36 protein-coding genes are annotated in these 24,596 nt (G+C 47.6%); 7 read left to right on the top strand and 29 right to left on the bottom strand.

Going from position 1 to position 24,596, the window contains the following annotated elements; genetic code table 11:
* Window position 1 precedes the first annotated feature (1 nt).
* Window positions 2-304: a hypothetical protein gene (locus ACEW9O_RS25065; protein WP_373552966.1), complete on the bottom strand. Its 303-nt coding sequence runs from the start codon at window positions 302-304 to the stop codon at window positions 2-4.
* 102 nt (window positions 305-406) lie between these two features.
* Between ACEW9O_RS25065 and crtD the strand changes: the two genes are divergently transcribed.
* From crtD to ACEW9O_RS25030, 7 genes are all read left to right on the top strand, one after another.
* Window positions 407-1,867, top strand: a complete 1,461-nt coding sequence (crtD, locus tag ACEW9O_RS25060) for a 1-hydroxycarotenoid 3,4-desaturase CrtD (protein ID WP_373552965.1) — start codon at window positions 407-409, stop codon at window positions 1,865-1,867.
* A 4-nt stretch (window positions 1,868-1,871) separates the two neighbouring features.
* A complete protein-coding gene (locus ACEW9O_RS25055) occupies window positions 1,872-2,504 on the top strand; it encodes a carotenoid biosynthesis protein (protein ID WP_373552964.1) in 633 nt (210 codons plus the stop codon).
* A 17-nt stretch (window positions 2,505-2,521) separates the two neighbouring features.
* Window positions 2,522-3,013, top strand: coding sequence for a fatty acid hydroxylase (locus ACEW9O_RS25050; RefSeq protein WP_373552963.1), 492 nt, complete (start codon window positions 2,522-2,524; stop codon window positions 3,011-3,013).
* Window positions 3,014-3,123: 110 nt separating this feature from the next.
* Entirely contained in the window at window positions 3,124-3,693 is a 570-nt protein-coding gene (locus tag ACEW9O_RS25045) for a hypothetical protein (RefSeq protein WP_373552962.1), read from the top strand.
* A gap of 6 nt (window positions 3,694-3,699) precedes the next feature.
* The gene (locus tag ACEW9O_RS25040) at window positions 3,700-4,776 is read left to right on the top strand and encodes an amidohydrolase family protein (RefSeq protein ID WP_373552961.1); all 1,077 of its coding nucleotides are present in this window, start codon (window positions 3,700-3,702) and stop codon (window positions 4,774-4,776) included.
* The gene (locus ACEW9O_RS25035) at window positions 4,773-5,129 is read left to right on the top strand and encodes a Rieske (2Fe-2S) protein (RefSeq protein WP_373552960.1); all 357 of its coding nucleotides are present in this window, start codon (window positions 4,773-4,775) and stop codon (window positions 5,127-5,129) included. The genes ACEW9O_RS25040 and ACEW9O_RS25035 overlap by 4 nt, the downstream gene beginning before the upstream one ends.
* A gap of 25 nt (window positions 5,130-5,154) precedes the next feature.
* Window positions 5,155-5,820, top strand: a complete 666-nt coding sequence (locus ACEW9O_RS25030; protein WP_373552959.1) for a sugar O-acyltransferase — start codon at window positions 5,155-5,157, stop codon at window positions 5,818-5,820.
* Between the two features lie 58 nt (window positions 5,821-5,878).
* On the opposite strand, the gene ACEW9O_RS25025 is transcribed toward ACEW9O_RS25030, so the two are convergent.
* The 28 genes from ACEW9O_RS25025 to rplP form a co-directional block, all read right to left on the bottom strand.
* A complete protein-coding gene (locus tag ACEW9O_RS25025) occupies window positions 5,879-6,844 on the bottom strand; it encodes a glycosyltransferase family 2 protein (protein WP_373552958.1) in 966 nt (321 codons plus the stop codon).
* A 135-nt stretch (window positions 6,845-6,979) separates the two neighbouring features.
* Window positions 6,980-8,197, bottom strand: a complete 1,218-nt coding sequence (locus tag ACEW9O_RS25020; protein WP_373552957.1) for a TCR/Tet family MFS transporter — start codon at window positions 8,195-8,197, stop codon at window positions 6,980-6,982.
* A gap of 222 nt (window positions 8,198-8,419) precedes the next feature.
* Window positions 8,420-9,292 carry a succinate--CoA ligase subunit alpha gene (sucD, locus tag ACEW9O_RS25015; protein ID WP_373552956.1) on the bottom strand — a complete coding sequence of 291 codons (873 nt, stop codon included), beginning with the start codon at window positions 9,290-9,292 and terminating at the stop codon, window positions 8,420-8,422.
* A gap of 108 nt (window positions 9,293-9,400) precedes the next feature.
* Entirely contained in the window at window positions 9,401-9,709 is a 309-nt protein-coding gene (locus ACEW9O_RS25010; protein ID WP_373552955.1) for a septum formation initiator family protein, read from the bottom strand.
* 99 nt (window positions 9,710-9,808) lie between these two features.
* Window positions 9,809-11,098, bottom strand: a complete 1,290-nt coding sequence (gene eno / locus ACEW9O_RS25005) for a phosphopyruvate hydratase (RefSeq protein ID WP_373552954.1) — start codon at window positions 11,096-11,098, stop codon at window positions 9,809-9,811.
* An 89-nt stretch (window positions 11,099-11,187) separates the two neighbouring features.
* Window positions 11,188-12,303, bottom strand: a complete 1,116-nt coding sequence (gene carA, locus ACEW9O_RS25000) for a glutamine-hydrolyzing carbamoyl-phosphate synthase small subunit (RefSeq protein ID WP_373552953.1) — start codon at window positions 12,301-12,303, stop codon at window positions 11,188-11,190.
* A 167-nt stretch (window positions 12,304-12,470) separates the two neighbouring features.
* Window positions 12,471-12,989, bottom strand: coding sequence for a 50S ribosomal protein L17 (gene rplQ / locus ACEW9O_RS24995; RefSeq protein ID WP_373552952.1), 519 nt, complete (start codon window positions 12,987-12,989; stop codon window positions 12,471-12,473).
* 174 nt (window positions 12,990-13,163) lie between these two features.
* Window positions 13,164-14,162 carry a DNA-directed RNA polymerase subunit alpha gene (locus ACEW9O_RS24990; RefSeq protein ID WP_373552951.1) on the bottom strand — a complete coding sequence of 333 codons (999 nt, stop codon included), beginning with the start codon at window positions 14,160-14,162 and terminating at the stop codon, window positions 13,164-13,166.
* A 175-nt stretch (window positions 14,163-14,337) separates the two neighbouring features.
* The gene (gene rpsD / locus ACEW9O_RS24985; RefSeq protein ID WP_373552950.1) at window positions 14,338-14,952 is read right to left on the bottom strand and encodes a 30S ribosomal protein S4; all 615 of its coding nucleotides are present in this window, start codon (window positions 14,950-14,952) and stop codon (window positions 14,338-14,340) included.
* A 22-nt stretch (window positions 14,953-14,974) separates the two neighbouring features.
* Entirely contained in the window at window positions 14,975-15,364 is a 390-nt protein-coding gene (gene rpsK, locus ACEW9O_RS24980; RefSeq protein WP_013767138.1) for a 30S ribosomal protein S11, read from the bottom strand.
* A 120-nt stretch (window positions 15,365-15,484) separates the two neighbouring features.
* Window positions 15,485-15,862, bottom strand: a complete 378-nt coding sequence (rpsM, locus tag ACEW9O_RS24975) for a 30S ribosomal protein S13 (protein ID WP_373552949.1) — start codon at window positions 15,860-15,862, stop codon at window positions 15,485-15,487.
* Window positions 15,863-15,899: 37 nt separating this feature from the next.
* Window positions 15,900-16,016 (bottom strand): 50S ribosomal protein L36, encoded by a 117-nt coding sequence (rpmJ, locus tag ACEW9O_RS24970; protein WP_044234117.1) that lies wholly within the window; start codon window positions 16,014-16,016, stop codon window positions 15,900-15,902.
* Window positions 16,017-16,058: 42 nt separating this feature from the next.
* Entirely contained in the window at window positions 16,059-16,277 is a 219-nt protein-coding gene (gene infA, locus ACEW9O_RS24965; RefSeq protein ID WP_013767136.1) for a translation initiation factor IF-1, read from the bottom strand.
* A gap of 91 nt (window positions 16,278-16,368) precedes the next feature.
* Window positions 16,369-17,202: a type I methionyl aminopeptidase gene (map, locus tag ACEW9O_RS24960; protein ID WP_373552948.1), complete on the bottom strand. Its 834-nt coding sequence runs from the start codon at window positions 17,200-17,202 to the stop codon at window positions 16,369-16,371.
* A gap of 124 nt (window positions 17,203-17,326) precedes the next feature.
* On the bottom strand, window positions 17,327-18,694 hold the full coding sequence (secY, locus tag ACEW9O_RS24955; RefSeq protein ID WP_373552947.1) for a preprotein translocase subunit SecY: 1,368 nt from the start codon (window positions 18,692-18,694) through the stop codon (window positions 17,327-17,329).
* 9 nt (window positions 18,695-18,703) lie between these two features.
* A complete protein-coding gene (rplO, locus tag ACEW9O_RS24950) occupies window positions 18,704-19,150 on the bottom strand; it encodes a 50S ribosomal protein L15 (protein ID WP_373552946.1) in 447 nt (148 codons plus the stop codon).
* Between the two features lie 88 nt (window positions 19,151-19,238).
* Window positions 19,239-19,424: a 50S ribosomal protein L30 gene (rpmD, locus tag ACEW9O_RS24945; protein WP_373552945.1), complete on the bottom strand. Its 186-nt coding sequence runs from the start codon at window positions 19,422-19,424 to the stop codon at window positions 19,239-19,241.
* A 50-nt stretch (window positions 19,425-19,474) separates the two neighbouring features.
* Window positions 19,475-19,993 (bottom strand): 30S ribosomal protein S5, encoded by a 519-nt coding sequence (gene rpsE, locus ACEW9O_RS24940; protein WP_373552944.1) that lies wholly within the window; start codon window positions 19,991-19,993, stop codon window positions 19,475-19,477.
* Window positions 19,994-20,015: 22 nt separating this feature from the next.
* Window positions 20,016-20,369, bottom strand: coding sequence for a 50S ribosomal protein L18 (rplR, locus tag ACEW9O_RS24935; RefSeq protein ID WP_373552943.1), 354 nt, complete (start codon window positions 20,367-20,369; stop codon window positions 20,016-20,018).
* Window positions 20,370-20,512: 143 nt separating this feature from the next.
* Window positions 20,513-21,070 (bottom strand): 50S ribosomal protein L6, encoded by a 558-nt coding sequence (rplF, locus tag ACEW9O_RS24930; protein ID WP_373552942.1) that lies wholly within the window; start codon window positions 21,068-21,070, stop codon window positions 20,513-20,515.
* A gap of 22 nt (window positions 21,071-21,092) precedes the next feature.
* A complete protein-coding gene (rpsH, locus tag ACEW9O_RS24925) occupies window positions 21,093-21,503 on the bottom strand; it encodes a 30S ribosomal protein S8 (RefSeq protein WP_373552941.1) in 411 nt (136 codons plus the stop codon).
* 100 nt (window positions 21,504-21,603) lie between these two features.
* Window positions 21,604-21,873, bottom strand: a complete 270-nt coding sequence (gene rpsN / locus ACEW9O_RS24920) for a 30S ribosomal protein S14 (protein WP_373552940.1) — start codon at window positions 21,871-21,873, stop codon at window positions 21,604-21,606.
* 6 nt (window positions 21,874-21,879) lie between these two features.
* Window positions 21,880-22,440, bottom strand: a complete 561-nt coding sequence (gene rplE, locus ACEW9O_RS24915; protein ID WP_373552939.1) for a 50S ribosomal protein L5 — start codon at window positions 22,438-22,440, stop codon at window positions 21,880-21,882.
* A complete protein-coding gene (gene rplX, locus ACEW9O_RS24910) occupies window positions 22,440-22,793 on the bottom strand; it encodes a 50S ribosomal protein L24 (protein ID WP_373552938.1) in 354 nt (117 codons plus the stop codon). The genes rplE and rplX overlap by 1 nt, the downstream gene beginning before the upstream one ends.
* Before the next feature lie 35 nt (window positions 22,794-22,828).
* The gene (gene rplN / locus ACEW9O_RS24905; protein ID WP_373552937.1) at window positions 22,829-23,194 is read right to left on the bottom strand and encodes a 50S ribosomal protein L14; all 366 of its coding nucleotides are present in this window, start codon (window positions 23,192-23,194) and stop codon (window positions 22,829-22,831) included.
* 90 nt (window positions 23,195-23,284) lie between these two features.
* The gene (gene rpsQ, locus ACEW9O_RS24900) at window positions 23,285-23,539 is read right to left on the bottom strand and encodes a 30S ribosomal protein S17 (protein ID WP_373552936.1); all 255 of its coding nucleotides are present in this window, start codon (window positions 23,537-23,539) and stop codon (window positions 23,285-23,287) included.
* Between the two features lie 5 nt (window positions 23,540-23,544).
* Window positions 23,545-23,805 carry a 50S ribosomal protein L29 gene (gene rpmC, locus ACEW9O_RS24895; protein ID WP_373552935.1) on the bottom strand — a complete coding sequence of 87 codons (261 nt, stop codon included), beginning with the start codon at window positions 23,803-23,805 and terminating at the stop codon, window positions 23,545-23,547.
* A 115-nt stretch (window positions 23,806-23,920) separates the two neighbouring features.
* The gene (gene rplP / locus ACEW9O_RS24890; protein WP_373552934.1) at window positions 23,921-24,340 is read right to left on the bottom strand and encodes a 50S ribosomal protein L16; all 420 of its coding nucleotides are present in this window, start codon (window positions 24,338-24,340) and stop codon (window positions 23,921-23,923) included.
* Between the last annotated feature and the right edge of the window lie 256 nt (window positions 24,341-24,596).

Genomic DNA, 24,596 nt, shown 5'->3' with positions numbered 1-24,596 from the left:
ATCAAGCAGTAAGAGATTCGAGTAATTCTTCCAAAGACTGTTCGGCGAAAAGCTGCTGGTCTACTTTATTCAAAGCTTCAAAAAAACCTGACGTAGAATAATGTTGACCTATCGCTAGTTGCACTAAATCAATATGATCAGGAGTAACCTGATTTTTAGACCACTCATATATGTCTTCCTTTTCTACCAAGTGATCTTCTTCAATTTCCTTGATGAAAGCCTGAATTTGCAGCAATATTTGAGCATCACTTAGCTCAGCAATGTGTTTGATCAATTTTATTTTCTCGTCCTGGATATCGATCATGTACTTTAAGTTTTTTACTTTGGCAATTTAAACCAAATAGATTAATACTCCAAATAAAAACCTTCTCTCCCCATTTTTGTTACCTGACCAAAAACATCCACTTTGAAAATTGCCATTATTGGAGCCGGAATTGCGGGTCTTGCCTCCGCAGCACGGATGGCCATCCGGGGGCATGAGGTAGAAGTCTTCGAAGCCAACAGCTATCCCGGCGGCAAACTCTCCCAATTTGAACTCCAGGGTTACCGCTTCGATGCTGGGCCCTCCCTGTTTACCATGCCGCAGTATGTCGATGCGTTGTTTCAGGAAGCTGGACTCAATCCTGCCGAACATTTCCGTTACCAGCGGCTGCCCATCGTGTGTAACTACTTTTGGGAAGACCAAACCCGGCTCTCCGCCTATGCCTATGCCGGAGATTTTGCCACAGAAGTAGAAGATAAACTGGGCGTCAAAGCGGAAAAGTTACAAGCTTCCCTGGCCGATAGCCGCCATAAATACGAACTCAGCGGACGGATATTTTTAGAAAAATCCCTACACCGCTGGGATACCTGGCTCCAGTGGGATGTCCTGAAAGCCATGCTAAAAATTCCGCAGTTTGACCTCTTTACCACCATGAACCGGGTCAATGAACGGATGGTGCAGCACCCCAAGCTGGTGCAATTGCTCAATCGTTTTGCTACTTACAATGGGTCCAACCCATACAAAGTGCCCGGTTTGTTGACCATCATTCCTCATTTTGAGCACCAGATCGGTGCCTTTTACCCCGAAGGCGGCATGTACAGCATCACCAAAGCGATCCATCAATTGGCGGAATCGAAGGGGGCACGCTTTTTTTTCAACTCCACGGTGGAAGAAATTTTACTGGATAAAAACAAAGCCATTGGCCTGCGGGTAAACGGCACGGATCGGCACTACGATCAGGTCATCAGCAACATGGATGTGTTTCACGCCTACCGCCGCTTGTTGCCCAAGGCACCACAGCCGGAGAAGGTGTTGCGACAGGAAAAATCTACTTCGGCCTTGATTTTTTACTGGGGTATCCAGCGCGATTTTCCAGAGTTGAACATGCACAATATTTTGTTTAGCGAAGATTACCGCCAGGAATTCCAACTCCTCAGCAAAGGACAAGTCAGTGATGATCCCACGGTGTACATCAACATTACTTCCAAACACAGTCTGGGTGATGCGCCAGCGGGTTGTGAAAACTGGTTTGTGATGATCAATGTGCCTTACAATGCTGGGCAGGATTGGGATGCCATAATCGCCCGTTCCCGCCGGAACATCATCGCCAAAATCAATCGCATCTTAAAAGTGGATTTGGAAAGCCTGATCGCCTGTGAAGAAGTATTGGAACCACGGAGCATCGAAAGTAAAACCTGGTCGCATCTGGGCGCTTTGTACGGCACCAGTTCCAACCAGCGCATGTCCGCCTTCATGCGGCACCCCAATTTCAGTACCAAGATAAAAAATCTTTATTTTGTGGGGGGCAGTGTACACCCTGGCGGCGGCATTCCACTTTGTTTGTTGTCGGCAAAAATAGTGGATGATATCCTGCATAAACTTTGAATCCATGCGCATCAGCAAAAGTAATCTGGGCATCTTTTACCTTGGCGTCATTTATCTGGTGGGCATCGTGGGGATTTTGCTGCCCATACATCCTGAATTCATTCGGCTTACGCCACTCAATCTGCTGGTTTCCTTGGGAACAGTGCTCGTTTTTCACCCACATTGGAGCAAAAACACAGGGATCGCCTTGGGTGCTTTGCTGGTGTTTGGCTTTTTAGCGGAAGTATTTGGCGTCAATACGGGTCTATTGTTTGGCACCTACGCTTATGAAGAAGTCCTGGGGTGGAAGCTCTGGAACACCCCCTTGATGATCGGAGTCAACTGGATGTTGCTGGGCTATTGCTGTGGCGTGACAGTCAATCAGTTTTTTCCCAAATGGACCTGGTGGCAAAAAGGGCCACTGGCCTCAGCGATGATGGTTTTCCTGGATTTGTTCATCGAACCCGTAGCCATTCAGTACAATTTTTGGGAATGGCCCGGCGGAGTAGTACCTTTGCAAAACTACATTGGCTGGTACTTGGTGTCCTTGCCTTTGCTCTCACTTTTTGCCTATTTGCAGGGCCAAATTCGCAACAAAGTGGCCGTTGCCCTGTTGTTTATGCAATTGCTCTTCTTTGTAATTTTGACTTTTTTTTGAACACAAACACACTTTACATGCAAGTGCTCATCTATATTGGAATCACCCTACTGACCATTCTAGGCATGGAGTTCGTAGCCTGGACGGCGCACAAGTACCTCATGCATGGCTGGTTGTGGATTTGGCACGAAGACCACCACAAACCACACCATGAGAAACATGGTTTTTTTGAAAAAAATGACTTATTTTTTCTGGTTTTTGCCATTCCCAGCGCCATTTCTTACATAGTTGGTTTGGCTACTCCGCAGCGTTGGCTGCTATTCGTCGGCATTGGCATTTCCATTTACGGCTTGATTTATTTTTTGATCCACGATGTGTACATCCACCAACGTTTCAAATGGTTCCGCCAATTGGACAGCAAATACTCCCGCGCCATTCTGCGTGCGCACGGCGACCACCACTCCAAGACATTCAAAGAGGATGGGGAGTCATTTGGGCTGTTGATCGTCAATCCGAAGTATTTCCGCAAGCGGAGCGAGTGGAAAGCGAATAATAGAGATGAAAGATGAGAGATGAAAGATGAGAGCGGTAACTCCAAACTCGTGTCATCTTTCATCTTTAAGTATTCGCTTTTCGCTTAATAGCGCTTATCTTTGTGCGTTAAGTATACCACTAACGCATGGCACGCAACCGTTTATTAGACGCTTTCAATGAAGCCCGGAGTATTTCCCGTCAGGAGATGCCCGAGGCGGAGGACATGCAAAAATACCTCGACATCATCATTCCGCAGGTGCGGCAATGGGGTGAAGACCTGCGGGAAGACCATTTCTACGTAGGAAAATCCTGGATGGAGTTCAGAGATGACGACGGCTTTCACGACCAGGTGCTTCATTTTTTCAATGACGGTGGAGAGTACATGCGCATCGAAAACGGCGATGTAAGCAATGGCAGTTGGCGTTTGATGGATGCACCCAACCGGATGATTCTGGACTACGAAAGCACCGAGATGTACGAGTTGTCCTTTATGAATGAAAACTTTTTCATCCTGCAAAAACACGGGGATCAACTGCGTTTGGGACGGGACAAGTATTTCGTCATGGTCAACGAAAAACTGGGGAAACGCCTCCAGTGGCCCGATGCGATGGAATTGCTCTTCCGCATTAAATATGAACACAGCCGTTTTTACCAAACCCTTACTGTGATTGTACTGGTGATTGTAGTCATTGTCCTTATCTACTCGCTCATCTAATACACCATGCCTTCCAAAATCCAAGCCATCATTGATTGTGATGTGCACAATACTTACCGTTCTCAAGTTGAGCTTTATCCGTATTTGCAGGAGCCCTGGTTATCGCGTTTGAAAGAAAAAGGCTTTGGTTATCCTCTGGAAACATTTTACAGCAGTGTACACCCCAAGAGATTGGATGCCAGACCTGAAAATGGCCCCGCTGGTTCAGATTACACCTTTATGAAAGCTCAATTGCTGGATAAATTTCCCATTAATTACGCAGTGCTGACTGGCGAAGGCATTTCTGGGCTTTCTTACATGCCCGATGCGGATTACCCCGCAGCATTGGCCAGTGCATACAACCAATGGCTGGTGGAAGAATGGCTCAACAAGGACGAACGTTTTTTAGGCTCCTTACACCTCGCCATTCAAAACCCGGAAGCTGCTGCTGCCGAAATTTATCGTTGGGGAGCCCATCCCAAAGTCGTTCAGGTGAGTATTCCGACTGCCACTACCCTACCCCTTGCCCATCCTTTTTACCGCCCCATTTTGCGCGCCGCTGCGGAAATGGACTTGGTAATTGCCCTGCATTTCCGCCAACCCGGCCCAAATGCTCCCGACATTACACCGGTGGGCATGCCATTTAATTATCTGGATTATCACGCCTTGATAAGTTTGCCCTACCTATCACAATTGGTGATGTTGGTGTCTTCGGGCGTTTTGGAAGAACTACCCAAGCTGAAATTCTTGCTGATGGAGGGGGGATTCATCTGGGTCATTCACTTGTTGTGGCGTTTTGATAAGGACTACAAAGCACTACATCGTTTGGCTCCGGCACTGAAAAAATTGCCCTCGGAATACATTTACCAACATTTCAAGTTTGGGGTTCAACCCATTTACGAGCCCCGTGAGGCCAACAGGTTGCAACAAGTGATCGAAGCGGGCGAGTTGCAACACAATCTGGTTTTTGGCAGCGACTACCCCCATTGGGATGCCGATGAGCCTGATTTTATCCGGCGCTTTATCCCTGAGGAATGGGAACAAGGCATTTTTTACGACAATGCCGCCGCCTGGTACAAATTTTTCAAACAGCCCGGCGTATGAAAACCAAACACTACTTCGCTGAATTGGGGGCGCTGGAGGAAGGTCGGTTTGTCATTCGTGAGGTAGGCAATCACTCGGTGGGAGCAACTTTACTCCAGGGAAAACCAGTGGTAATATTCAATAACTGCCCTCACGCCGGAGCCCCTATTTGTCAAGGCAAAATCGTGCCAAAGCAGGTGCTTGAAGCGCCCCATCTGCTTCATCTGGATGCAGAACACCCAGTACTGCGCTGCCCTTGGCACGGCTGGGAGTTCAATTTGGAGAATGGAATGGTCAATGGTTTCGCATCGCGGCTTCGCCTGGCGCGAATTCAGTACGAACTTGAAAACGATTCTTTATACATTTGGATATGATTCATCACTCCTAATTCCCTAAGTTTTGTCCAAAAAAATCATCATCATCGGCGGCGCTGGCAAAGGCGCCTTGATCTCCCAGGTCGTTGAAGACAATCGCCATAATTTTGGCGACCTAGAATACGAAATTGCCGGGTATTGCAACGATTACGATATGGGGCAAATCATCCATGGTTATCCGGTCTTGGGTACAATTGCCGAGATTCCCCGCTTCATCGAAGAAGGCTACTACTTTGCTTTCACCATCCACATGACGAACCGGAATTACCTCACCGAGGAGGTCTTCCTGCGTTGCAATTTACCCGATGATCGCTTGCCGAACATCATCAGCAAACGCGCCTTTATTGCCCCCACGGTGGAATTGTCCCCTGGTGCTTGTGTAATGCAGTTTGCTTCCATTTCTCAAAATGCAAAAATCGGCAAATGCACTATTGTCTCCACCCATACGCTGGTGGGGCATGACACCCAGATCGGTCCACTTTGCCACATCACCGCGACCTGCGTAGTCGGCTCCCGCATTACCATTGGTAAAGCGGTAACCATTGGGCTACATGCTACGGTGATTGAGTTTTGTAAAATTGGCAATTATGCACTGGTTGGTGCTTCCGCATTGGTGATTAAAGATGTACCGGAGGGGCAAATTTGGGCGGGGCAGCCAGCGAGGTATTTTCGGGAGGTGAGGAGAGATTAAAAAGAGATGAGAGATGAAAGATGAGAGATGAGAGTGGTAACATTTCATCTCTCATCTCTCATCTTTCATCTCTTTCATTTTCTTTCCGCAACAAAAATCCCGGCCTCCCCTTCACCTCTTCATAAATCCGCCAGATGTATTCGGCTACGATTCCCAAACAAAAGAGTACCAGTCCATTAAAAAAAGCGACCAAAGTAATGATGGTCGTCCAACCGGGGATGGCAAAGCCAAACAATTCACTTTCGGCAAAAAAACGGGCATAGATCAATAGAGGGATGGCTAAAAGGCACAATAGAGAGATTCCCAGTCCGAGATAAGTGATGGCCCGAATGGGAAAAGCCGAGGAGGAGAAAAAAGTATCCATGGCCAGACCTACCTTTTTCTTCCAGGTCCAACGCGATTTGCCCGGGCGCGAAGGGCGGTCGTAAGGCACAAATACCGGATCAAAACCCAATCGCAATACTTCCACTACCGATGAAGTATGAATTGGGCGGATGCGGGTATTCATGATGTCGATGATTTCCCGATCGGCCAGAAAGCCATCTGCACCACCAGGCGGAAACGTCACCTCCGATAGGGCGTTCATGATGCGGTAATAGGTATTGGAAAAAAGATCGTTCAACCAGCCGTCGTTGCGGGAGGTGCGGTAAGAAACGACCAGTTTGTGCCCACGTTCCCAAATGCGGTAACATTCCACCATGGTCTCCAGGGGGCGTTGCAAATCGTCGGGCATAAAGGTGATACAGGCGCCCTGGCACACCGACATCCCGGCAAAATGCACGTAAGGAGAGGTGTAATTGCGACTCATTCGAAAGGGGCGCACCCGCGAATCTTCCGCCGCCAGGGTTTGCATCAGTTCCCAGGTATTGTCTTTGGAACCATCGTCGATGATGAGCATTTCAAAGGGGATGTTTTCTTTTTCCAAACAATCCCGCAGTGCCTCATAGGCTGGTCGGAGTCGCTTTTCACTGTTAAAAGCAGGAATCAGCAGCGACAATAACTTTGGATGGGTTTCGGTGTTCATGGAAAGATTTTTTTGGTTGAGGGAAGTTGAGATGGTTGAGGAAAGTTGAGGCTACCGCACGTCAAGTTGACAATGTCGCGTGCGGTAGCCTCAACCTTCCTCAACCATTCTAAACCTTCTCAACCTCTTCACAAACTATATCTTTAGTCCTCGCAAACCATTAACGATCAGCAGCCAACTAAAAAATATCAGCACTGCAGCCAGCCAAAACGGTGCGGCAGGCAACTGGATTGGAGCAGCGGCGGAAGTAAAGTAGCCAAACAATTGGGTCATGATCAAGGGCCCAACAACCGAGGTGAGGCTCATCACACTGGTGAGTGCGCCCCGCAATTCGCCCTGTTCATTCATCGGAACCTGGTTCGACATTACTCCCTGCAAAGCGGGCATAGCGATCCCTCCCAGGGAAGCGAGGGCAGTGACGGCGAACATCATCCAACCTTGATTGGCCATGGCATACAACACAAAACCAATGCAGTACAAGATCAAACCCACTGAAATGGACCGGTAATTGCCCAACTTGGGAATGATCGCCCGGGTAAGGCCACCTTGTACCAGTGCGGCCATCACCCCCACAAAACCAAGGGACAAGCCCACCATTTTTTCAGACCATCCAAATTTGTCCATGCAGTAAAAAGTCCAGGTGCTTTGGGTCGCAAAACCCGCGATCATGATCAGGACATTGGGGAAAACCAGTCCAAGCACGATGGGATAACGGCGCAAATTCAACAAGGAATTGATTGGGTTGGAACGGGACCATTCAAAGGGGCGGCGATTTTCGGGCAAAAGGGATTCTGGCAGTACAAAGTAGCCGTACAACCAGTTGATCAAAGTGAGCCCAGCCGATACAAAAAATGGGACTCTTGCCCCATATTCGCCTAAAAACCCACCCATCACCGGCCCCATGATGAAGCCCAGGCCAAACGCAGCGCCAATCAAACCAAAGTTTTGGGCCCGTTTTTCGGGTGGACTTACATCGGCAATATAGGCACCTGCGGTAGTAAAACTAGCTCCGGTAATCCCTGCAATAATCCTGCCTACAAACAACCAGCCCAAAGTAGGAGCAAAACCTAAAACTATATAGTCAATTCCAAAACCCAGCAACGAAAAAAGCAATACCGGCCTACGCCCATATTGATCACTCAATCCACCCAAAATCGGCGAAAAGATAAACTGCATGGATGCATACGCAAAAATCATCCAGCCGCCATAACGGGCAGCCGAACTCAAACTTTCTCCACTCAGCTCCATGATGAGTTTGGGCATTACCGGAATGATGATGCCCAGGCCCGTTACATCGATGAGCATGGTGATAAAAATGAAGGTAAGTGCAGAGCTTTGGCGTTTTTGACTCATGTAGCGTGCTTTTGGGCGGTCAGTTAACGAGGTGAAGATAAGCAGCGAATAACGAAAAGTAAAAAATGAGTAAGGGGCGATAAAAAATAAGTGTTTCATTTTGCCAAAGGATTAGGGAAAATGAACACTTATTTTGCCCCACTACTACGCGGATAAAACAACAAGAGCGTAAAGGTGCATTGCTACACCTTTACGCTCTTATATAAATGAATCGAAGTTTAATTATCTTCCAAGTGCTTTCAACACGGTACTCCCCAAATCCGCTGGAGAATGCACCACATGAATACCACACTCTTCCATAATTTTCATCTTTGCCTCAGCCGTATCTTCATCACCACCGATGATCGCACCTGCGTGGCCCATTTTGCGGCCTTTTGGCGCAGTTTGGCCAGCGATGAATCCTACTACAGGCTTGGTGCCATATTTTTTTACATAACGGGCCGCTTCAGCTTCCATACCCCCACCAATTTCACCAATCATGATGATGGCTTCGGTTTCAGGGTCGTTCATCAGCAGTTCAACCGCTTCTTTGGTAGAAGTCCCTACGATGGGGTCGCCACCGATGCCGATACAGGTCGATTGGCCCAGGCCAGCTTTGGTCACTTGATCCACCGCTTCGTAGGTCAATGTGCCAGAGCGGGAAACAATACCAATGCTCCCTTTTTTGTGGATAAAGCCGGGCATGATGCCACACTTGGCTTCATCTGGCGTAATTACACCTGGGCAGTTTGGTCCAATCAGGCGGCAATCGCGGTTGGCGATGTACGCCTTTACCTTCACCATATCCTGTACTGGAATCCCTTCCGTGATGCAGATGATAACTTTGATGCCCGCATCCGCAGCTTCCATGATGGCATCCGCAGCAAATGCAGGTGGCACAAAAATCACCGATACGTCGGCTCCCCCTTGCTTTACCGCTTGTTCAACGGTATCCCAAACTGGTTTGTCCAAATGTGTTGTTCCACCTTTACCCGGAGTAACTCCACCGATCAGGTTGGTCTTGTACTCCAACATTTGTGTGGCGTGGAAGGTGCCCTCCTTGCCTGTGAACCCCTGTACAATGATCCGGGAATTCTTATTAACGAGAACCGACATATGAATGAGTGTTTGGGGGATAAAGTGCTCTAGCTTCACCCTCATCGGTCACTGAGCGAAGCCGAAGTGCCGATGAGGGTGAAGCTAGAGTACTTTATCCCTTGCTATTTATTTTTCTTCTTCAATGATGAACACATCCTCCCCTTCCTTCTTCATGTAGTACTTTTCCCGGGCAAACTGTTCGCCATTTTTCTGGAGGTTTTTGCGTTGCCGCTCGGCCTCTTGAATTTTTTTAGCGTAGTAAGCCTTATCCTGCTCCAACTTGTCTTTGGTTTTTTGCAATCGCCATTGCGTGATCACATCGTGTTTGTCGATGAAGATCATCCAAAAGAAAAAAACCGTCAACACCAAAACGTAGCGATTCCGAAATGGGCCAGGAATCAGATTGATGAAGGGTTGGATTGGGTTAGTGCTCATGAATTTTCAGGTTTTATTGTTGGGGCGGCCCTTTGTGGCCGCCCGGTAGGGGCAACCACTTAGGGGCAACCACTTAGGGGCAACCACGTAGGGTTGCCCTTACCGCCAGCGGAAAATGCCCGCACCTGGATAGATCGCCGCCTCAGCCAATTCCTCCTCAATGCGCAGGAGTTGGTTGTATTTAGCGACCCGGTCAGAGCGCGACATTGAGCCCGTTTTGATTTGTCCGGTATTCAATGCAACGGCCAAATCGGCAATGGTAGTATCTTCGGTTTCGCCAGAGCGGTGGCTCATGACGGAAGTATAGGCATTACGGGTCGCCAAATCAACCGCCTGAATGGTTTCGGTCAAAGTACCAATTTGGTTGACTTTGATCAAAATCGAGTTGGCTGCATTTCTGGCAATCCCTTCACGCAAGCGCTTGGTGTTGGTCACAAAGAAGTCGTCACCTACAATTTGCAGGCGGCTACCCAATACCCTGGTCATTTCTACCCAGGTATCCCAATCGTCTTCAGCCAAACCGTCTTCGATGGATACAATCGGATATTTATCCACCCAGCTTTTCCAATAACTCACCATTTCGGATGAAGTCAACTTGTCGCCGCTGGATTTGTGGAAATGGTATACTTTTTCTTCTTCGTTGTAGAACTCGGAAGCCGCAGCGTCCATCGCAATTACGATGTCTTCGCCGGGGCGATAGCCAGCTACTTCGATCGATTGCAGTACAATCTCGATGGCCTCTTCGTTGGACTTGATGTTGGGGGCAAAACCACCTTCATCGCCTACGTTGGTAGAGTAACCGTTTTTCTTGAGTACCGTTTTCAGGTTGTGGAACACTTCTGCTCCCCAACGCAATGCCTCAGAGAAAGTGGGTGCACCAATCGGCATGATCATGAACTCCTGGAAGTCGATGCTGTTGTCAGCATGGGAACCACCGTTGAGGATATTCATCATGGGTACTGGCAGCGTAGCGGCATTTACTCCACCGATGTAGCGGTACAGCGGTTGGCCACAAGCTTCAGCTGCGGCTTTGGCTACCGCTAGGGAAACGCCCAAAATGGCATTTGCGCCCAATTTGCTTTTATTTTCGGTACCATCCAGCTCAATGAGCAGTTTATCGATGTAAACTTGCTCGGTAGCATCCAAGCCAATCAGCTCATCCGCAATTTCTTCAATTACGTTGCTTACTGCCTTGTTTACACTTTTGCCAAGGTACTGGCTTTTGTCATTGTCGCGAAGCTCTACTGCTTCGTGTTTGCCCGTTGAAGCACCGGATGGAACGGCAGCACGGCCAAAATAACCGTCTTCAGTGGTTACTTCCACTTCTACCGTTGGGTTGCCGCGGGAGTCGAGAATCTGCCGGGCGTGAACATCAACAATGGTACTCATAAGTCCTTGTGTTGTTTGGTGAAAAAGGTACGCCGAAAACTGGAGTTGTTCCAATAAAAAAACAACTTCAATACCGGCAGGTGTTTGTATTACTGCATCAATTTGACAAACTCGTCAAACAGGTAACGTGCGTCGTGTGGCCCAGGAGCTGCCTCCGGGTGGTATTGTACCGAAAAAGCTTTTTTACCCTTGACCCGAATCCCCTCAATGGTATCATCATTGAGGTTGATGTGGGTGACTTCCACGGTTGCTTCTTTGTCGCGAATCGCCTGAGGATCTACCCCAAAACCGTGGTTTTGGCTAGTGATCTCACAATGTCCAGTCAGCAGGTTTTTCACTGGGTGGTTGATGCCCCGGTGGCCGTTGAACATTTTGTAGGTTGGAATATCCAGTGCCAAAGCCAACAATTGATGGCCCAAACAAATCCCAAAAATGGGTTTTTCCTGCTTCAGGATTTCCTTGGCCGTGTTGATGGCGTAATCCATCGCGGCAGGGTCGCCAGGGCCATTGGAGAAAAAGAAGCCGTCTGGATTGAATTCCTGCAATTCAGGCATAGTCGTTTTGGCCGGGAATACCTTGAGGTAGCAGCCGCGATCGGACATACACTCCAGGATATTGCGCTTGGTGCCAAAATCCAGTACCGCCACCTTGTGCTTGGCATTGGGATCACCAATGTAATAGGGCTCGGTGGTACTCACTTTGGACGCCAGTTCCAGCCCATCCATGGAAGGCACTTTTGCCAACACTTTTTTCAATTCCACAATATCCAAAATTTCGGAAGAAATAATGGCATTCATGGCACCTTTGTGGCGGATGTGCCGCACAATAGCACGGGTATCCACGTCGGAGATGCCTACGAGGCCTTCTTTTTCGAAATAATCCTGGATGTTGTCGTCGGCTTGGTCGCGGGAATATTGAACGGTGAAGTTTTTGCAAATGAGGCCGGCAATTTTGATGCTGCCTGACTCTACTTCACTGGATTTGGTGCCGTAGTTGCCAATGTGTGCATTGGTGGTCACCAACAATTGACCGAAGTAGGAAGGATCCGTAAAAATTTCCTGGTAGCCCGTCATTCCGGTGTTGAAGCAGATTTCGCCAGTGGTGGTGCCAATCTTTCCGGCAGCCTTCCCGTGGTAAACGGTACCATCTTCCAGTAATAGAATCGCGGGGGTATAATTGGGTTCTTTACTGAACTTCTCTTCCATTGCTTTAATTTGGGTGCAAAATTAATGATTGATGGGGAAAAAGGGGAGGAAAAGTGAAAGATTGAGGATTTTTTTTTCGGGGATTACAACTTCTAATTACCCTCACAACAAAAAAGGCGACACCAGGTCTCCCCGGCATCGCCCTTTCCTGAATAATCCGTATTGGTTTATTCCTTATCTTCTGCTTCAGTAGCAGTTTCTTCAGTTGTTTCAGCAACTTCAGCAGTTGTTGCAGGAGCAGCAGCAGCTTCAGTTTTTGTCTTTGCACCACGGCCACGACGGCGACGTTTGCTATCCGTTTTGGTTTCAGCACCTTGGTTGTACAAGTCGTTGAAGTCTACGAACTCAATGATCGCCATGTCGGATGCGTCACTACGACGGAAACCAATCTTGATGACGCGCAGGTAACCACCGGGGCGATCGCCAACCTTTGGTCCAACTACATCAAACAACTCCTTGAGCGCCTCCTTGTTCTGGAGGTAGCTGAACACTACGCGGCGGTTGTGCGTAGAGTCATCTTTGGCTTTGGTTATCAGCGGCTCCAAATGCACACGCAGTGCTTTTGCCTTGGCCAATGTAGTGGTGATGCGCTTGTGAGTAATCAGCGCGATGCTCAGGTTCGCCAATAGCGCCTGGCGGTGCTCAGCCTTACGGCCAAGGTGGTTGTGTTTTTTTCCGTGTCTCATTTTATTGAGTTCTTGTCTTCGCAACACGATCGCGGGAAGCGACGGTTATTGCAAGGTGCGCGACCGAGATCACGCGGGTTACCAATCACCCACGGCAAAAGCCATGGGTTGTATCGTATGTGGGCTCCCACGGTTAAAACCGTGGGTTGCCGTACCTAAGGCTGAAGCCCTGGGCTATTCTTCGTCGAGTTTGTACTTGGACAAGTCCATGCCGAAGGTGAGTCCCTTTTCTTGGAGGAGTTCTTCGATTTCTACCAAAGACTTCTTACCAAAGTTGCGGAACTTGAGTAGCTCGTGGGTATCGTAGTGTACCAATTCGGCCAGGGTGTTGATCTTGGCAGCTTTGAGACAGTTGTACGCACGAACGGACAGGTCCAGATCTTCGAGAGAAGTTTTCAGCAGCTTACGCATGTGGAGGATGTGCTCGTCCACAATGTTGTCTTCGCGGCTGGAAGCGTCATCGAAGGTGATGTTTTCATCGGTGATCAGCATCAGGTGCTGAATCATGATACGAGAAGCTTCCTTGATGGCGTCTTCGGGGTGGATGGTTCCGTCCGTTTTCACCTCAATGGTCAACTTTTCGTAGTCGGTACGTTGCCCTACCCGGGTATTCTCGATGCGGTAAGCCACATTTTTGATCGGGGTATAGATGGCATCAACCGGAATTACGCCGATGGGTGCATCTTTAGGCAGGTTGTCGTCGGCAGGAACGTAGCCACGGCCCTTGGTGATGGTTAATTCCACCTCCAGGTTGACGAATGGCTCCATGGTGCACAACAACAGTTCAGGGTTCATCACCCGGAAAACGTTGGTGTGGTCTTCGATATCACCAGCACGAAACTCTTCCTTACCGTTGATGGTGAGGTAGACTTTTTCGGTGTTGATGTCGTCATCACCCATCATTTTCTTCAGGCGAACTTGCTTGAGGTTCAGGATGATCTCCACTACATCTTCTACAACGCCACGGATGGTACCGAACTCATGGTCGACACCAGCGACGCGCACTGCAGAAATTGCATAGCCTTCCAGGGAAGAAAGCAATACCCGGCGAAGGGAGTTGCCTACAGTTTGACCGAAGCCTGGTTCAAGGGGTTTAAACTCAAAAAGACCTTCAAAATCGTTGGCTTTTTGCATTACGATCTTGTCCGGCTTCTGGAAATTAAGAATGCTCATATGCGGATAATGGACTTTGAGAAGGATGAATTGACCGGTCTCTACACGTCAGAACGTCTTCCAACGTTGATCTTCAAACAAAGTATGTTGAAGCACTTAAAGGCTTTATTTTATACCTTCGAATTGTTCATTCTCCAGCTATAAAATAAAACCTTTAAGCACCTAAACGTTGCGATTACTTAGAGTACAATTCGACGATCAGCTGTTCATTGATCTTCTCTGGAATCATGTCCCGAGTAGGATATTCAATGAAACGACCCTCTAGTTTATCTGGGCTGAATTCCAGCCAAGTGTATCTGCGTGATTCTGGGTTACGGTTGGCAACGCTGTCCTTGATCACATCCATGCTTTGAGATTTTCCACGTACGGAAATCACGTCGCCGGGGCGAAGCTGGTGAGAAGGACTGTTGGATACGATACCGTTTACCAGGATGTGTTTGTGGCTAACCAATTGACGCGCACCGCTGCGAGTACGTGCCAAACCGATTCGGAAAACCACGTTATCCAAACGAGCTTCGAGCAACTTGAGCAACCATTCGCCGGTTACTCCGTGCTTGGCAGTTGCTCTTTCAAAGGTGCCGCGGAACTGACGTTCCAAAACACCATAGATATATTTAGCTTTTTGCTTTTCAGTTAACTGAACTGCGTAATCGGAACGCTGTTTGCGTTTGCGACTTGTGCCGTGCTGCCCAGGAGGGAACTTGCGCCGTTCAAAGTACTTATCAGGACCGTAAATGGCTTCTCCGAACGATCTTGCTTTCTTGGTCTTTGGACCCGTATATCTTGCCATTGTGATAAATTGCTTTTAAGGATTATACACGTCTACGTTTCGGAGGGCGGCAGCCATTGTGGGGTACCGGCGTTACATCTTTAATTTTCGTAACACGGATGCCAGCTTGGTCAAGCGCGCGGATAGCGGCTTCACGGCCAGAGCCCGGACCTTTAACGAAAACTTCAGCAACACGCATTCCTGCATCGTAAGCTACCTTACCTGCATCTGTCGCAGCCACCTGAGCGGCATAAGGGGTGTTCTTTTTTGAACCTTTGAACCCCGACTTACCTGCTGAAGACCAGGATATCACCTGGCCAGTTTTGTTAGTTAACGAGACAATGATGTTGTTGAACGTAGCCTGTACGAATGCGTACCCTTCCGATTCAACTTTTACATTGCGCTTCTTAACTTTCTTGTTCGCCTTTGCCATTTAATAAAAATGTTTTTGAATCAGGCACATAAAAGAACGCTGAAGGTATTTTGAAGGTTATTTTCCCACGATTGAAATCGTGGGTTGGCTCCAAAAGCTTCGACTTCTTCTATGCCGATATTACTTGGTTGCTTTCTTCTTGTTAGCCACCGTTTTACGTGGTCCCTTACGCGTACGAGCATTTGTACGAGTGCGTTGTCCACGCAGAGGTAGTCCTTTACGGTGACGCAATCCGCGGTAGCAGGCGATATCCTGCAAACGCTTGATGCTCATCGTAACTTCTGTTTTCAGTTCACCTTCTGTCTTGTACTGGGAAGTGACAATGCGAGAAATCTCGCGAATGTTGTCGTCAGTCCAAGCTTCTACCTTCGTGTCTTCACTTACACCAGCTTCAGCCAATACTTTACTAGCGGTGGTTGCACCAACGCCAAAGATATAAGTAAGGGCAATAACGCCGCGCTTGTGTCTGGGTAGATCGATACCTGCGATACGAGCCATCTTCGTGTGCTTTTAATGATCCTGGCAGCAACGGGGATTAACCCTGGCGCTGCTTAAGCTTAGGATTTTTCTTGTTAATGATGTAAACCTTGCCCTTCCTGCGTACGATCTTACAATCTACGGATCGTTTCTTAACAGATGCTCTAACTTTCATGGTTCGAGTTGTTTATCAGGTATTCCAAACAGCGGACGGCAGTTACTTGTAGCGATAAATGATGCGCCCCCGCGACAAATCGTAGGGAGACATTTCCACCGAAACTTTGTCACCTGGGAGAATACGGATGTAGTTCATACGCATTTTCCCGGAAATGGTGGCAATGATCTGGTGATCATTTTCGAGACGCACTCTGAACATTGCATTAGAGAGTGCTTCTTCAATAATTCCGTCTTGTTTGATCAAATCTTTTTTAGCCATGGTCCGATTTCGGAGTGCAAAGATAAACATGTTTGTTGATCTTTCTCCTCATTCCTTGAAAAAAATTACAGTTAATGGGCAATAAGTCAATTTAGGCGGGTTGTAACACCCCTACACCCTTTAAACTTACCTCCCTTACTTCACTATTTTTGGCAATTGCAGCCTCAATAGGTACGTGACTGGAAAGAATGTCTGCTTTTTGACGGCGGACCACCACGGTATGTTCGTAGTGAGCCGAAGGGAGGCGGTCCTTAGCGGCAACCGTCCAGCCATCTTTGGCCGTCATCACTTCTTTTTTTCCCAGGTTCACCATCGGTTCAATTGCAATGACCAAGCCGTCCAGCATTTTTATGCCTTTGCCTCGTTTGCCGTAATTGGGAACTTCGGGTTCTTCGTGCAAATTACGACCAACCCCATGTCCAACCAATTCACGTACAATACCGAGATTGAAACCTTTCTCTACGTAATTTTGAATAGCAAAGCTGATGTCACCTACGCGGTGGCCAACAACAGCCTGTTCAATCCCTTTGTAAAGCGAGGTTTTGGTTATCCGGCATAGTTCCATTACTTTTTCGCTGACATTGCCCAGCGGAAAAGTATAGGCCGCATCACCAAAAAAACCGTTCCATTGCACCCCACAGTCGACAGAGACGATGTCTCCATCGTTAAAAATGATGGATCCCGTAGGAATGCCGTGGACTACCTGCTCATTGATGGAAACACAAAGGGTGGCTGGAAAGCCACGATATCCTTTAAATGCAGGTACTGCACCGTGATCGCGAATCAATGTTTCAGCAGCGGTATCAATCTCTTTGGCGGTAATACCCGGACGAATGATAGAGGCTACATGAGCTAAAGCGTCACAAACCAGGAGACAACTTTTGCGGATGTATTCTACCTCTTCATCTGTTTTGTAATATACCATAGAGTCATTATTGAGTATGGTCAACAGTAAAAAATGACCAATTGCACTCGATCACTAGCAATTAAAGGCGACTGGCCAATTTACCAACCGCCTTTAATTGAGCGAAGTTTTGGATAAAACTCGTCTAGATTGAGTCGCCAATACCTTGGAGGCGGCTTTGTGTGGAACGGCCTTGAATCCGTCCAGACTTAGTCAAACCTTCGTACTTGCGCATCAACAAATGGCTTTCAATTTGCTGCAGGGTATCCAGAATAACGGAAATCATGATCAGCAAGGAAGTACCACCAAAGAACACAGCGAAGTTACGGTTGATGCCGATTGCAGCTGCAAATGCAGGCAGAATCGCAATAATTCCCAGAAATACTGCACCAGGCAGGGTAATGCGGGAAGTAATGGCATCGATGTAATCAGCAGTTGGTTGCCCTGGTTTTACCGAAGGAATGAAAGCGTTGTTGCGCTTGAGGTATTCCGCATAATTTTGCGGGTTGACGATCAGAGCGGTATACACATAGGTGAAAACAACGATCAACAGGAAGTAGACTACGTTGTAAGGCACACTAGTGAAGTCGTTTAAAGCAGCCAGAATACCGGTAGTTGCAGTACCACCCGTTGCACTGAATTGAGATGCCGTGGTAGGCAAAAACATCAAAGCCTGTGCAAAGATGATGGGCATAACGCCGGACGCGTTCAACTTAAGCGGAATGTAGTCCTGCTCGGAGCGCATACCAGTACCATCGTTTCTCCCGACGGCTTTTTTAGCCATTTGGATGGGTATTCGTCGGACCGCCTGAATGATCATGATCGAGAGCAAGACGACCCCAAACCAAAGCGCCATTTCCACAACAAAGAACAACAAACCATTGCTGTCCAACTGAGATTGGAATTCGAAGCCCAAAGCAAAAGGAAGACGTGCAATGATACCCGCCATGATAATCAAGGAAACACCGTTGCCCAAACCCCGATCAGTAATCTTTTCACCCAACCACATCGCGAATACCGTACCGGCAGCCAGAATGATGATGTTGGAGAACCAAAAGATACCTTGAGGAATGTTGGGATCTACTGCTTTCAAGAAGAACAAGTAGCGCAGGTAGCCGCCACCTTGTACCAAAGTAATGGCTACCGTCAACAAACGGGTGATCGAGTTAAGCTTTTTGCGGCCGGATTCCCCTTCTTTGGTTTGCAAACGTTGGAAGTAAGGAACGGCAAAGCCCAACAACTGAATGATGATCGAAGCGGTAATGTAGGGCATGATACCCAATGCAAAAACCGAAGCTTGGCTAAAGGCGCCACCGGTGAAAGCGTTGATCAACCCCAAAAGCGAGTTGTCGTCACTTTGAGATTGTGCTTCCAAAACCGAAGGAAGCACGCCTGGGAGTACAACAAAGGAGCCAACGCGGAAGATCAGGATCATTCCGAGTGTGAACAAAATGCGCGTACGCAATTCCTTGATCTCCCAAATGTTACGAAGAGTGGTGAAAAACCTTTTCATCGTTCAGAATTAAGCGATATTTACACTTCCGCCGAGTTTCTCGATGGCTTCCTTGGCAGATGCAGAACACGCGTGAGCACTTACATTCAATTTAGTGGTCAGTTCACCTGCACCCAAAATCTTTACTTTCTCAGTTCGGCTGGTATAGCCTTTTTCCAGTAAAAATGCTGCGCTAATGGTATCAACGCCGTGTTTTTCGGCGATTTCCTGAATTTGACCCAAGTTAAATGGAACGTAGCTTACGCGGTTCGGGTTCTTAAAGCCGACTTTTGGCAAACGCATTTGTAGTGGCATTTGACCACCTTCAAAGTTGCGCTTGGTGTAGTGACCAGAACGAGCCCCGTCCCCCTTGTGACCACGAGTAGAAGTACCACCGTGACCAGAACCCTGGCCACGCGCAATGCGTTTTCTACTTTTATTAGAACCTTGTGCAGGTTTCAAATTATGCAATTCCATTGCATTATGTTTTGAGCAAATCAGCGGTGAACACGCAAGTTATAAAAAATAACGATTCCCCACCGAGAGTTGCCATTCGTCAAAGAAATTATTCCTTCACATCTTCCACCTTCACGAGGTGGGCTACCACACGTACCATCCCTAAAATCTGTGGCGTAACTTCGTGCACCACAGTGGAACTTACCTTGTTCAACCCGAGGGCAGTCATGGTAAGCTTTTGATTTTTAGGACGATCGATCGTGCTTTTGACCTTGGTAATTTTGATCTTAGCCATGATCTTCTTGTTTTAAAACATGAACAAAACGATGCGGACATGGCGCCCGATCAACCATTGAACATTTTATCCAGAGAAATATTCCGTTGCTTGGCAATTACCCCTGGGTCACGCAGCAGTGAAAGTGCAGTGATGGTTGCTTTAACCACGTTGTGTGGGTTGGACGAACCTTGAGATTTTGCCAATACATTGTGTACTCCGGCGATTTCCAGTACAGCGCGCATGGCGCCACCAGCGATTACCCCAGTACCATCAGAAGCAGGTCTGATCAAAACGCTACCGGCTTTGAATTTACCTTTTACTTCATGAGGAATTGTTCCTTTGTATATAGGTACACGAACCAAGTTTTTCTTGGCATCGTCTACGGCTTTGGCGATGGCTTCGGAAACGTCGCGGGCTTTACCCAAGCCGTGACCAACTGTTCCTTTTCCATCACCTACTACAACAATTGCAGCAAAGCTGAATGTACGACCACCTTTGGTAACCTTCGCTACGCGGTTGAGCTGTACCAGCTTTTCTTTGAGTTCTGTTTCGGCAGGAGCTACCCTGTGTGCACTCTGTTTAGCCATTATCTTGTATGGTTAATGGTTTTTAGAAAGATAATCCGGCTTCGCGCGCGCCATCGGCTAACGCTTTCACCCGACCATGGTACAGATAACCGCCGCGGTCAAATACTACGGCACTGATGTTCAACTGAGTAGCACGTTCAGCTATGATTTTGCCCACAGCTTTTGCTTGCTCAGATTTATTCACAGTTTTTTCCACTGCCTCTTCAACAGAGGAAGCAGAAGTCAAGGTATGACCCGTCAAATCATCGATGATCTGGGCATAAATTGACTTGTTGCTGCGGTATACAGAAAGACGTGGTCTTGCTGCCGTGCCCGTAATTTTTTTACGAACGCGGTTGTGAATCCGCCGTCTTTTATTTTCTTTAGTGAGTTTCATATCACTTTTGGTTTATAACCTTAGTGTAGGGCTATGCTGCCAAACCCAAGGTCCTGTTTTTATTTGCGTTTGGGCGATCCTGTTGGGGCAACCCTATATGGTTGCCCATATGAGCACCCAAGGGTAACCACGCAGGGTTACCCTTACTTTTTACCGCTGGTCTTACCGGCTTTGCGGCGAATGGCTTCACCGACAAAACGAATCCCTTTGCCTTTGTAAGGCTCTGGTTTACGGAAGCCACGGATTTTGGCACATACCTGACCAAGGAGTTCTTTGTCGATGCACTCCAATTTGATGATTGGGTTCTGACCTTTATCCTGGCGGGTTTCTACCTTAACTTCCTGTGGAATGCGAAAGATAATGGGGTGAGAAAAACCCAAGCTCAGTTCTAGCCACTGTCCATTACTGGTCGCACGAAAACCTACCCCGAAAATCTCCATTTCTTTCACATAGCCAGTGGAAACACCATTAACCATGTTGTTGATCAAGGCACGGTACAAACCATGTACTTCACGGTGGCGTTTTTGGTCAGTTGGACGTTTAACTTCCAATGAGCAATCGCCAATTTCAAGTGTCAGATCTGGATCAATTTGTTGTTGCAATTGACCTTTAGGGCCCTTTACTGTAACCAGATTGCCCTTGCTGACATTTATTTCTATCCCCTTGGGAAGTTCGATCGGAGCTCTACCTACTCGAGACATCTTAGTTGATTTGAGTGGTTAATTAATAAATGTAGCAGAGCAATTCGCCACCTACATTCAACTCGCGTGCTTTCTTGTCAGACATCACGCCTTGCGAAGTAGAAACAATTGCCAAACCAAGACCATTGATAATCCGAGGAAGCCCGTCAGCTTTAGCGTACTTACGCAAACCAGGCTTAGAAATGCGGCCTAACTCACGAATCACCGGCTTACGGGTAATCGGGTCATACTTCAATGCGACTTTGATCAACCCCTGACCACCTTTACCTACGTTGTCCTCAAACTTGTATTTCAGGATATAACCTTGCTCGTAAAGAATCTCGGTGATTGCTTTTTTCAACTTAGAAGCAGGAATATCTACGATGCGGTGTCCCGCTTGCTGCGCGTTGCGAATGCGCGTCAGATAATCTGCGATAGGATCTGAAAATGCCATCGTTATGATGTTTCGCTAGCCGGTTTTCCGTTCTCTAAACCTGTTTTTCAACAAGTTATCCATAAACGCGGAACCTGACCAACTGTTAATAAATTGCTGTTTACCAACTGCTCTTGGTTATACCGGGAATTTTGCCATAAAGGGCCATTTCGCGGAATTTATTCCGGCAAAGACCAAACTGGCGCATGTAACCCTTTGGACGACCGGTCAACTGACAACGGTTGTGCATACGAATAGGGTTAGAGTTGCGGGGCAGTTTATCCAGTTCTTCCCAGTTGCCTTCCTCCTTCAGTCGCTTACGCAAATCTGCGTATTTAGCAACCAACTTGGCTCTTTTTACTTCCCGAGCGATAATTGACTTCTTTGCCACGGTATATTAGTTTGTTTTCTGGTTCTTGAATGGAAGACCCAACAGTTTCAACAATGCCAACGCTTCAGCATCGGTTTTGGCAGTAGTTACGAACGTAATGTCGAAACCAGCCATGCGGGTGATCTTTTCAATGTCGATTTCCGGGAAGATGATCTGCTCGGTAATGCCCATTGAATAGTTGCCACGACCGTCGAAACTTTTGTCGTTGATGCCACGGAAGTCACGTACGCGAGGAAGAGCAGCAGAGATCAAACGATCCAAGAACTCGTACATGCGAATATTGCGCAGGGTAACCCGAGCGCCGATTGGCATGCCTTCACGCAGTTTAAAGTTAGAAATAGAGGTCTTAGCTCTAGTAGGAACTGCTTTCTGGCCAGCAATACGCGTCATTTCTTCGATCGCATTGTCAACCATTTTTTTATCCTGGGTAGCAGCACCGATACCTTGGTTGATCGAAATCTTAACCAAGCGAGGCACTTCCATGATGGAGCTGTATTGGAACTGTTCCATCAAGGCACTGATCACCTCCTCATTGTATTTTGTCTTCAGTCTAGGAAAGTAACTCATCACTTAATGATTTCGCCTGATTTTTTAGAATAACGAACCAACTTGCCATCAACCTCTTTACGTCCTACACGAGAAGGTTTGCCTTCTTTCGGGTCTACAATCATGAGGTTGGAGATGTGGATGGGTGCCAGCATTTCTTCGATGCCGCCAGCTGCGTCTTGCGTAGCTTTGCGGTGTTTCATGCGCACGTTAACATCCTTGATCAGTGCACGGTTTTCAGCCGGATACACTTCTAGCACCTCTCTAGTCTCTGTGAGATTTTTATAGGCGCCAGCGATCACAAAGACCATATCTCCCTTCTTGATCTTAAGTTTGGGAAGATGTCTTTTTGTATTTGTTTTTTTATCTGCCATTGTTCGACGAATTGATAGCGCTTGCGACGCTTGGGTTAAAGTACCTCAGGAGCAAGAGATACAATACGCATATACTCCTTCTCGCGCAACTCACGAGCTACTGGGCCGAAAATACGGGTTCCACGTGGCTCGTCTTGGTTGTTCAACAATACGCAAGCGTTGTCGTCGAAACGGATATAGGAACCGTCTTTACGGCGAATTTCCTTTTTGGTACGAACGATAACAGCTTTGGAAACGCTACCTTTTTTGATGCCTCCTGGGGAAGCATCTTTCACGGCAACGACAATTTTATCGCCTACTGACGCGTAGCGGCGGCCTGAACCACCGAGTACACGGATGCAGAGCACTTCTTTGGCTCCGCTATTGTCGGCTACTTTGAGTCTGGATTCCTGTTGGATCATGGTTGACGTCTGGTTTTAGAGGATTTATCTCCTTTGCAGGAAGAATAAATCGTAAACACACGGATTTCAACCCAAGGCTAAAGCCATGGGTTATTTTGCTCTTTCGATGATTTCGACCAAGCGCCAGCGCTTGAGTTTGCTCAGGGGACGAGTTTCCATGATTTTCACAACATCGCCGATGCTGCAATCATTGTTCTCATCGTGGGCCATAAAACTCTTGGTCTTCTTCACGAATTTACCGTAAATAGGGTGGCGCAGCTTACGCTCTACTGTTACAGCAACGGTTTTGTTCATTTTGTTGCTTGTCACGACGCCGACACGCGTTTTTCTCAGATTCCTTTCCATCTTCCTTACTTTTTACGACGTCTTGCACGAATTTTAGAACGTAGTGCCAACTCATCCGCACTCATTGTAGCAACCTGCCGACTACGTAGCTCATTGTTGAGCCGGGCAATATTACGGCGAAGATCGCGCAGCTCCATCGGGTTTGCTAACCCTTTGATGGCATGCTCAAACTTCATTTTACGGTAGAGCGACTCGGAGTTGTCAAGTTCTTCTTGCAAAACCTCCTCAGTCAACTCTTTTAGCCCTGTTAACTTGTTGTTTGCCATTGGCTTAAAAAATTAATTTTGATATAAAGCATCGCTGCCAGATTGGGTTTCCGCACCAATGCAAGTTGCATTGCGCCAAAACTAATATCTGACAACTATCTAAATGCGTAATGCATTAAACGGTAGCATCGGGACGAGTCACGATTTTGGTCAATACTGGCAATTTTTGCGCAGCAAGACGCAGTGCTTCGTGGGCTACTTCAGCAGTAACGCCGTCGAGCTCAAACATGATGCGACCTGGTTTTACCTGTGCTACCCAGTGATCCACGGCGCCCTTACCTTTACCCATCCGCACCTCTTGAGGTTTCTTGGTGATGGGTTTGTCGGGGAAAATGCGGATCCACACTTTACCTTCACGTTTCATAGAACGAGTCATTGCAATACGAGCCGATTCGATCTGACGGTTGGTAAGCCGTGCACCTGTAATTGCCTTAAGGCCAAAAGTCCCAAATGCTATTGTGCCGCCCTTGATGGCCAGACCTTTCATTCTGCCCTTCTGCTGCTTGCGGTATCTCGTTCTCTTAGGCTGTAACATTGTTTATGTATTTAGCAGAATTTCAGTAAAATAGCCAAAACCTGCCAGCTTTTTGAAAAAGTCTGGCAAAGGTACTGCTTTGGATTGAAATATTCTAAGCCCAGCTTTAAATTTTTTTTCGTAGCAAGTTTTAGCTTCCCGCGAAAAAAAATTTAAAGCATTTGCTTATTGCTTAACGTTTGCGTGGGCCACCAGCTCCGCCGCCACCGCGGTTGTTGCCGCCGCCGCCGCCAGTGTTGCCACCACCGCCGCCGCC

Origin of the sequence: Haliscomenobacter sp., assembly GCF_041740695.1 — a bacterium.
GTDB lineage: Bacteria > Bacteroidota > Bacteroidia > Chitinophagales > Saprospiraceae > Haliscomenobacter.
The sequence above is the reverse complement of the archived record's forward strand: the minus strand, read 5'-3'. Positions and strand labels throughout refer to the sequence as shown.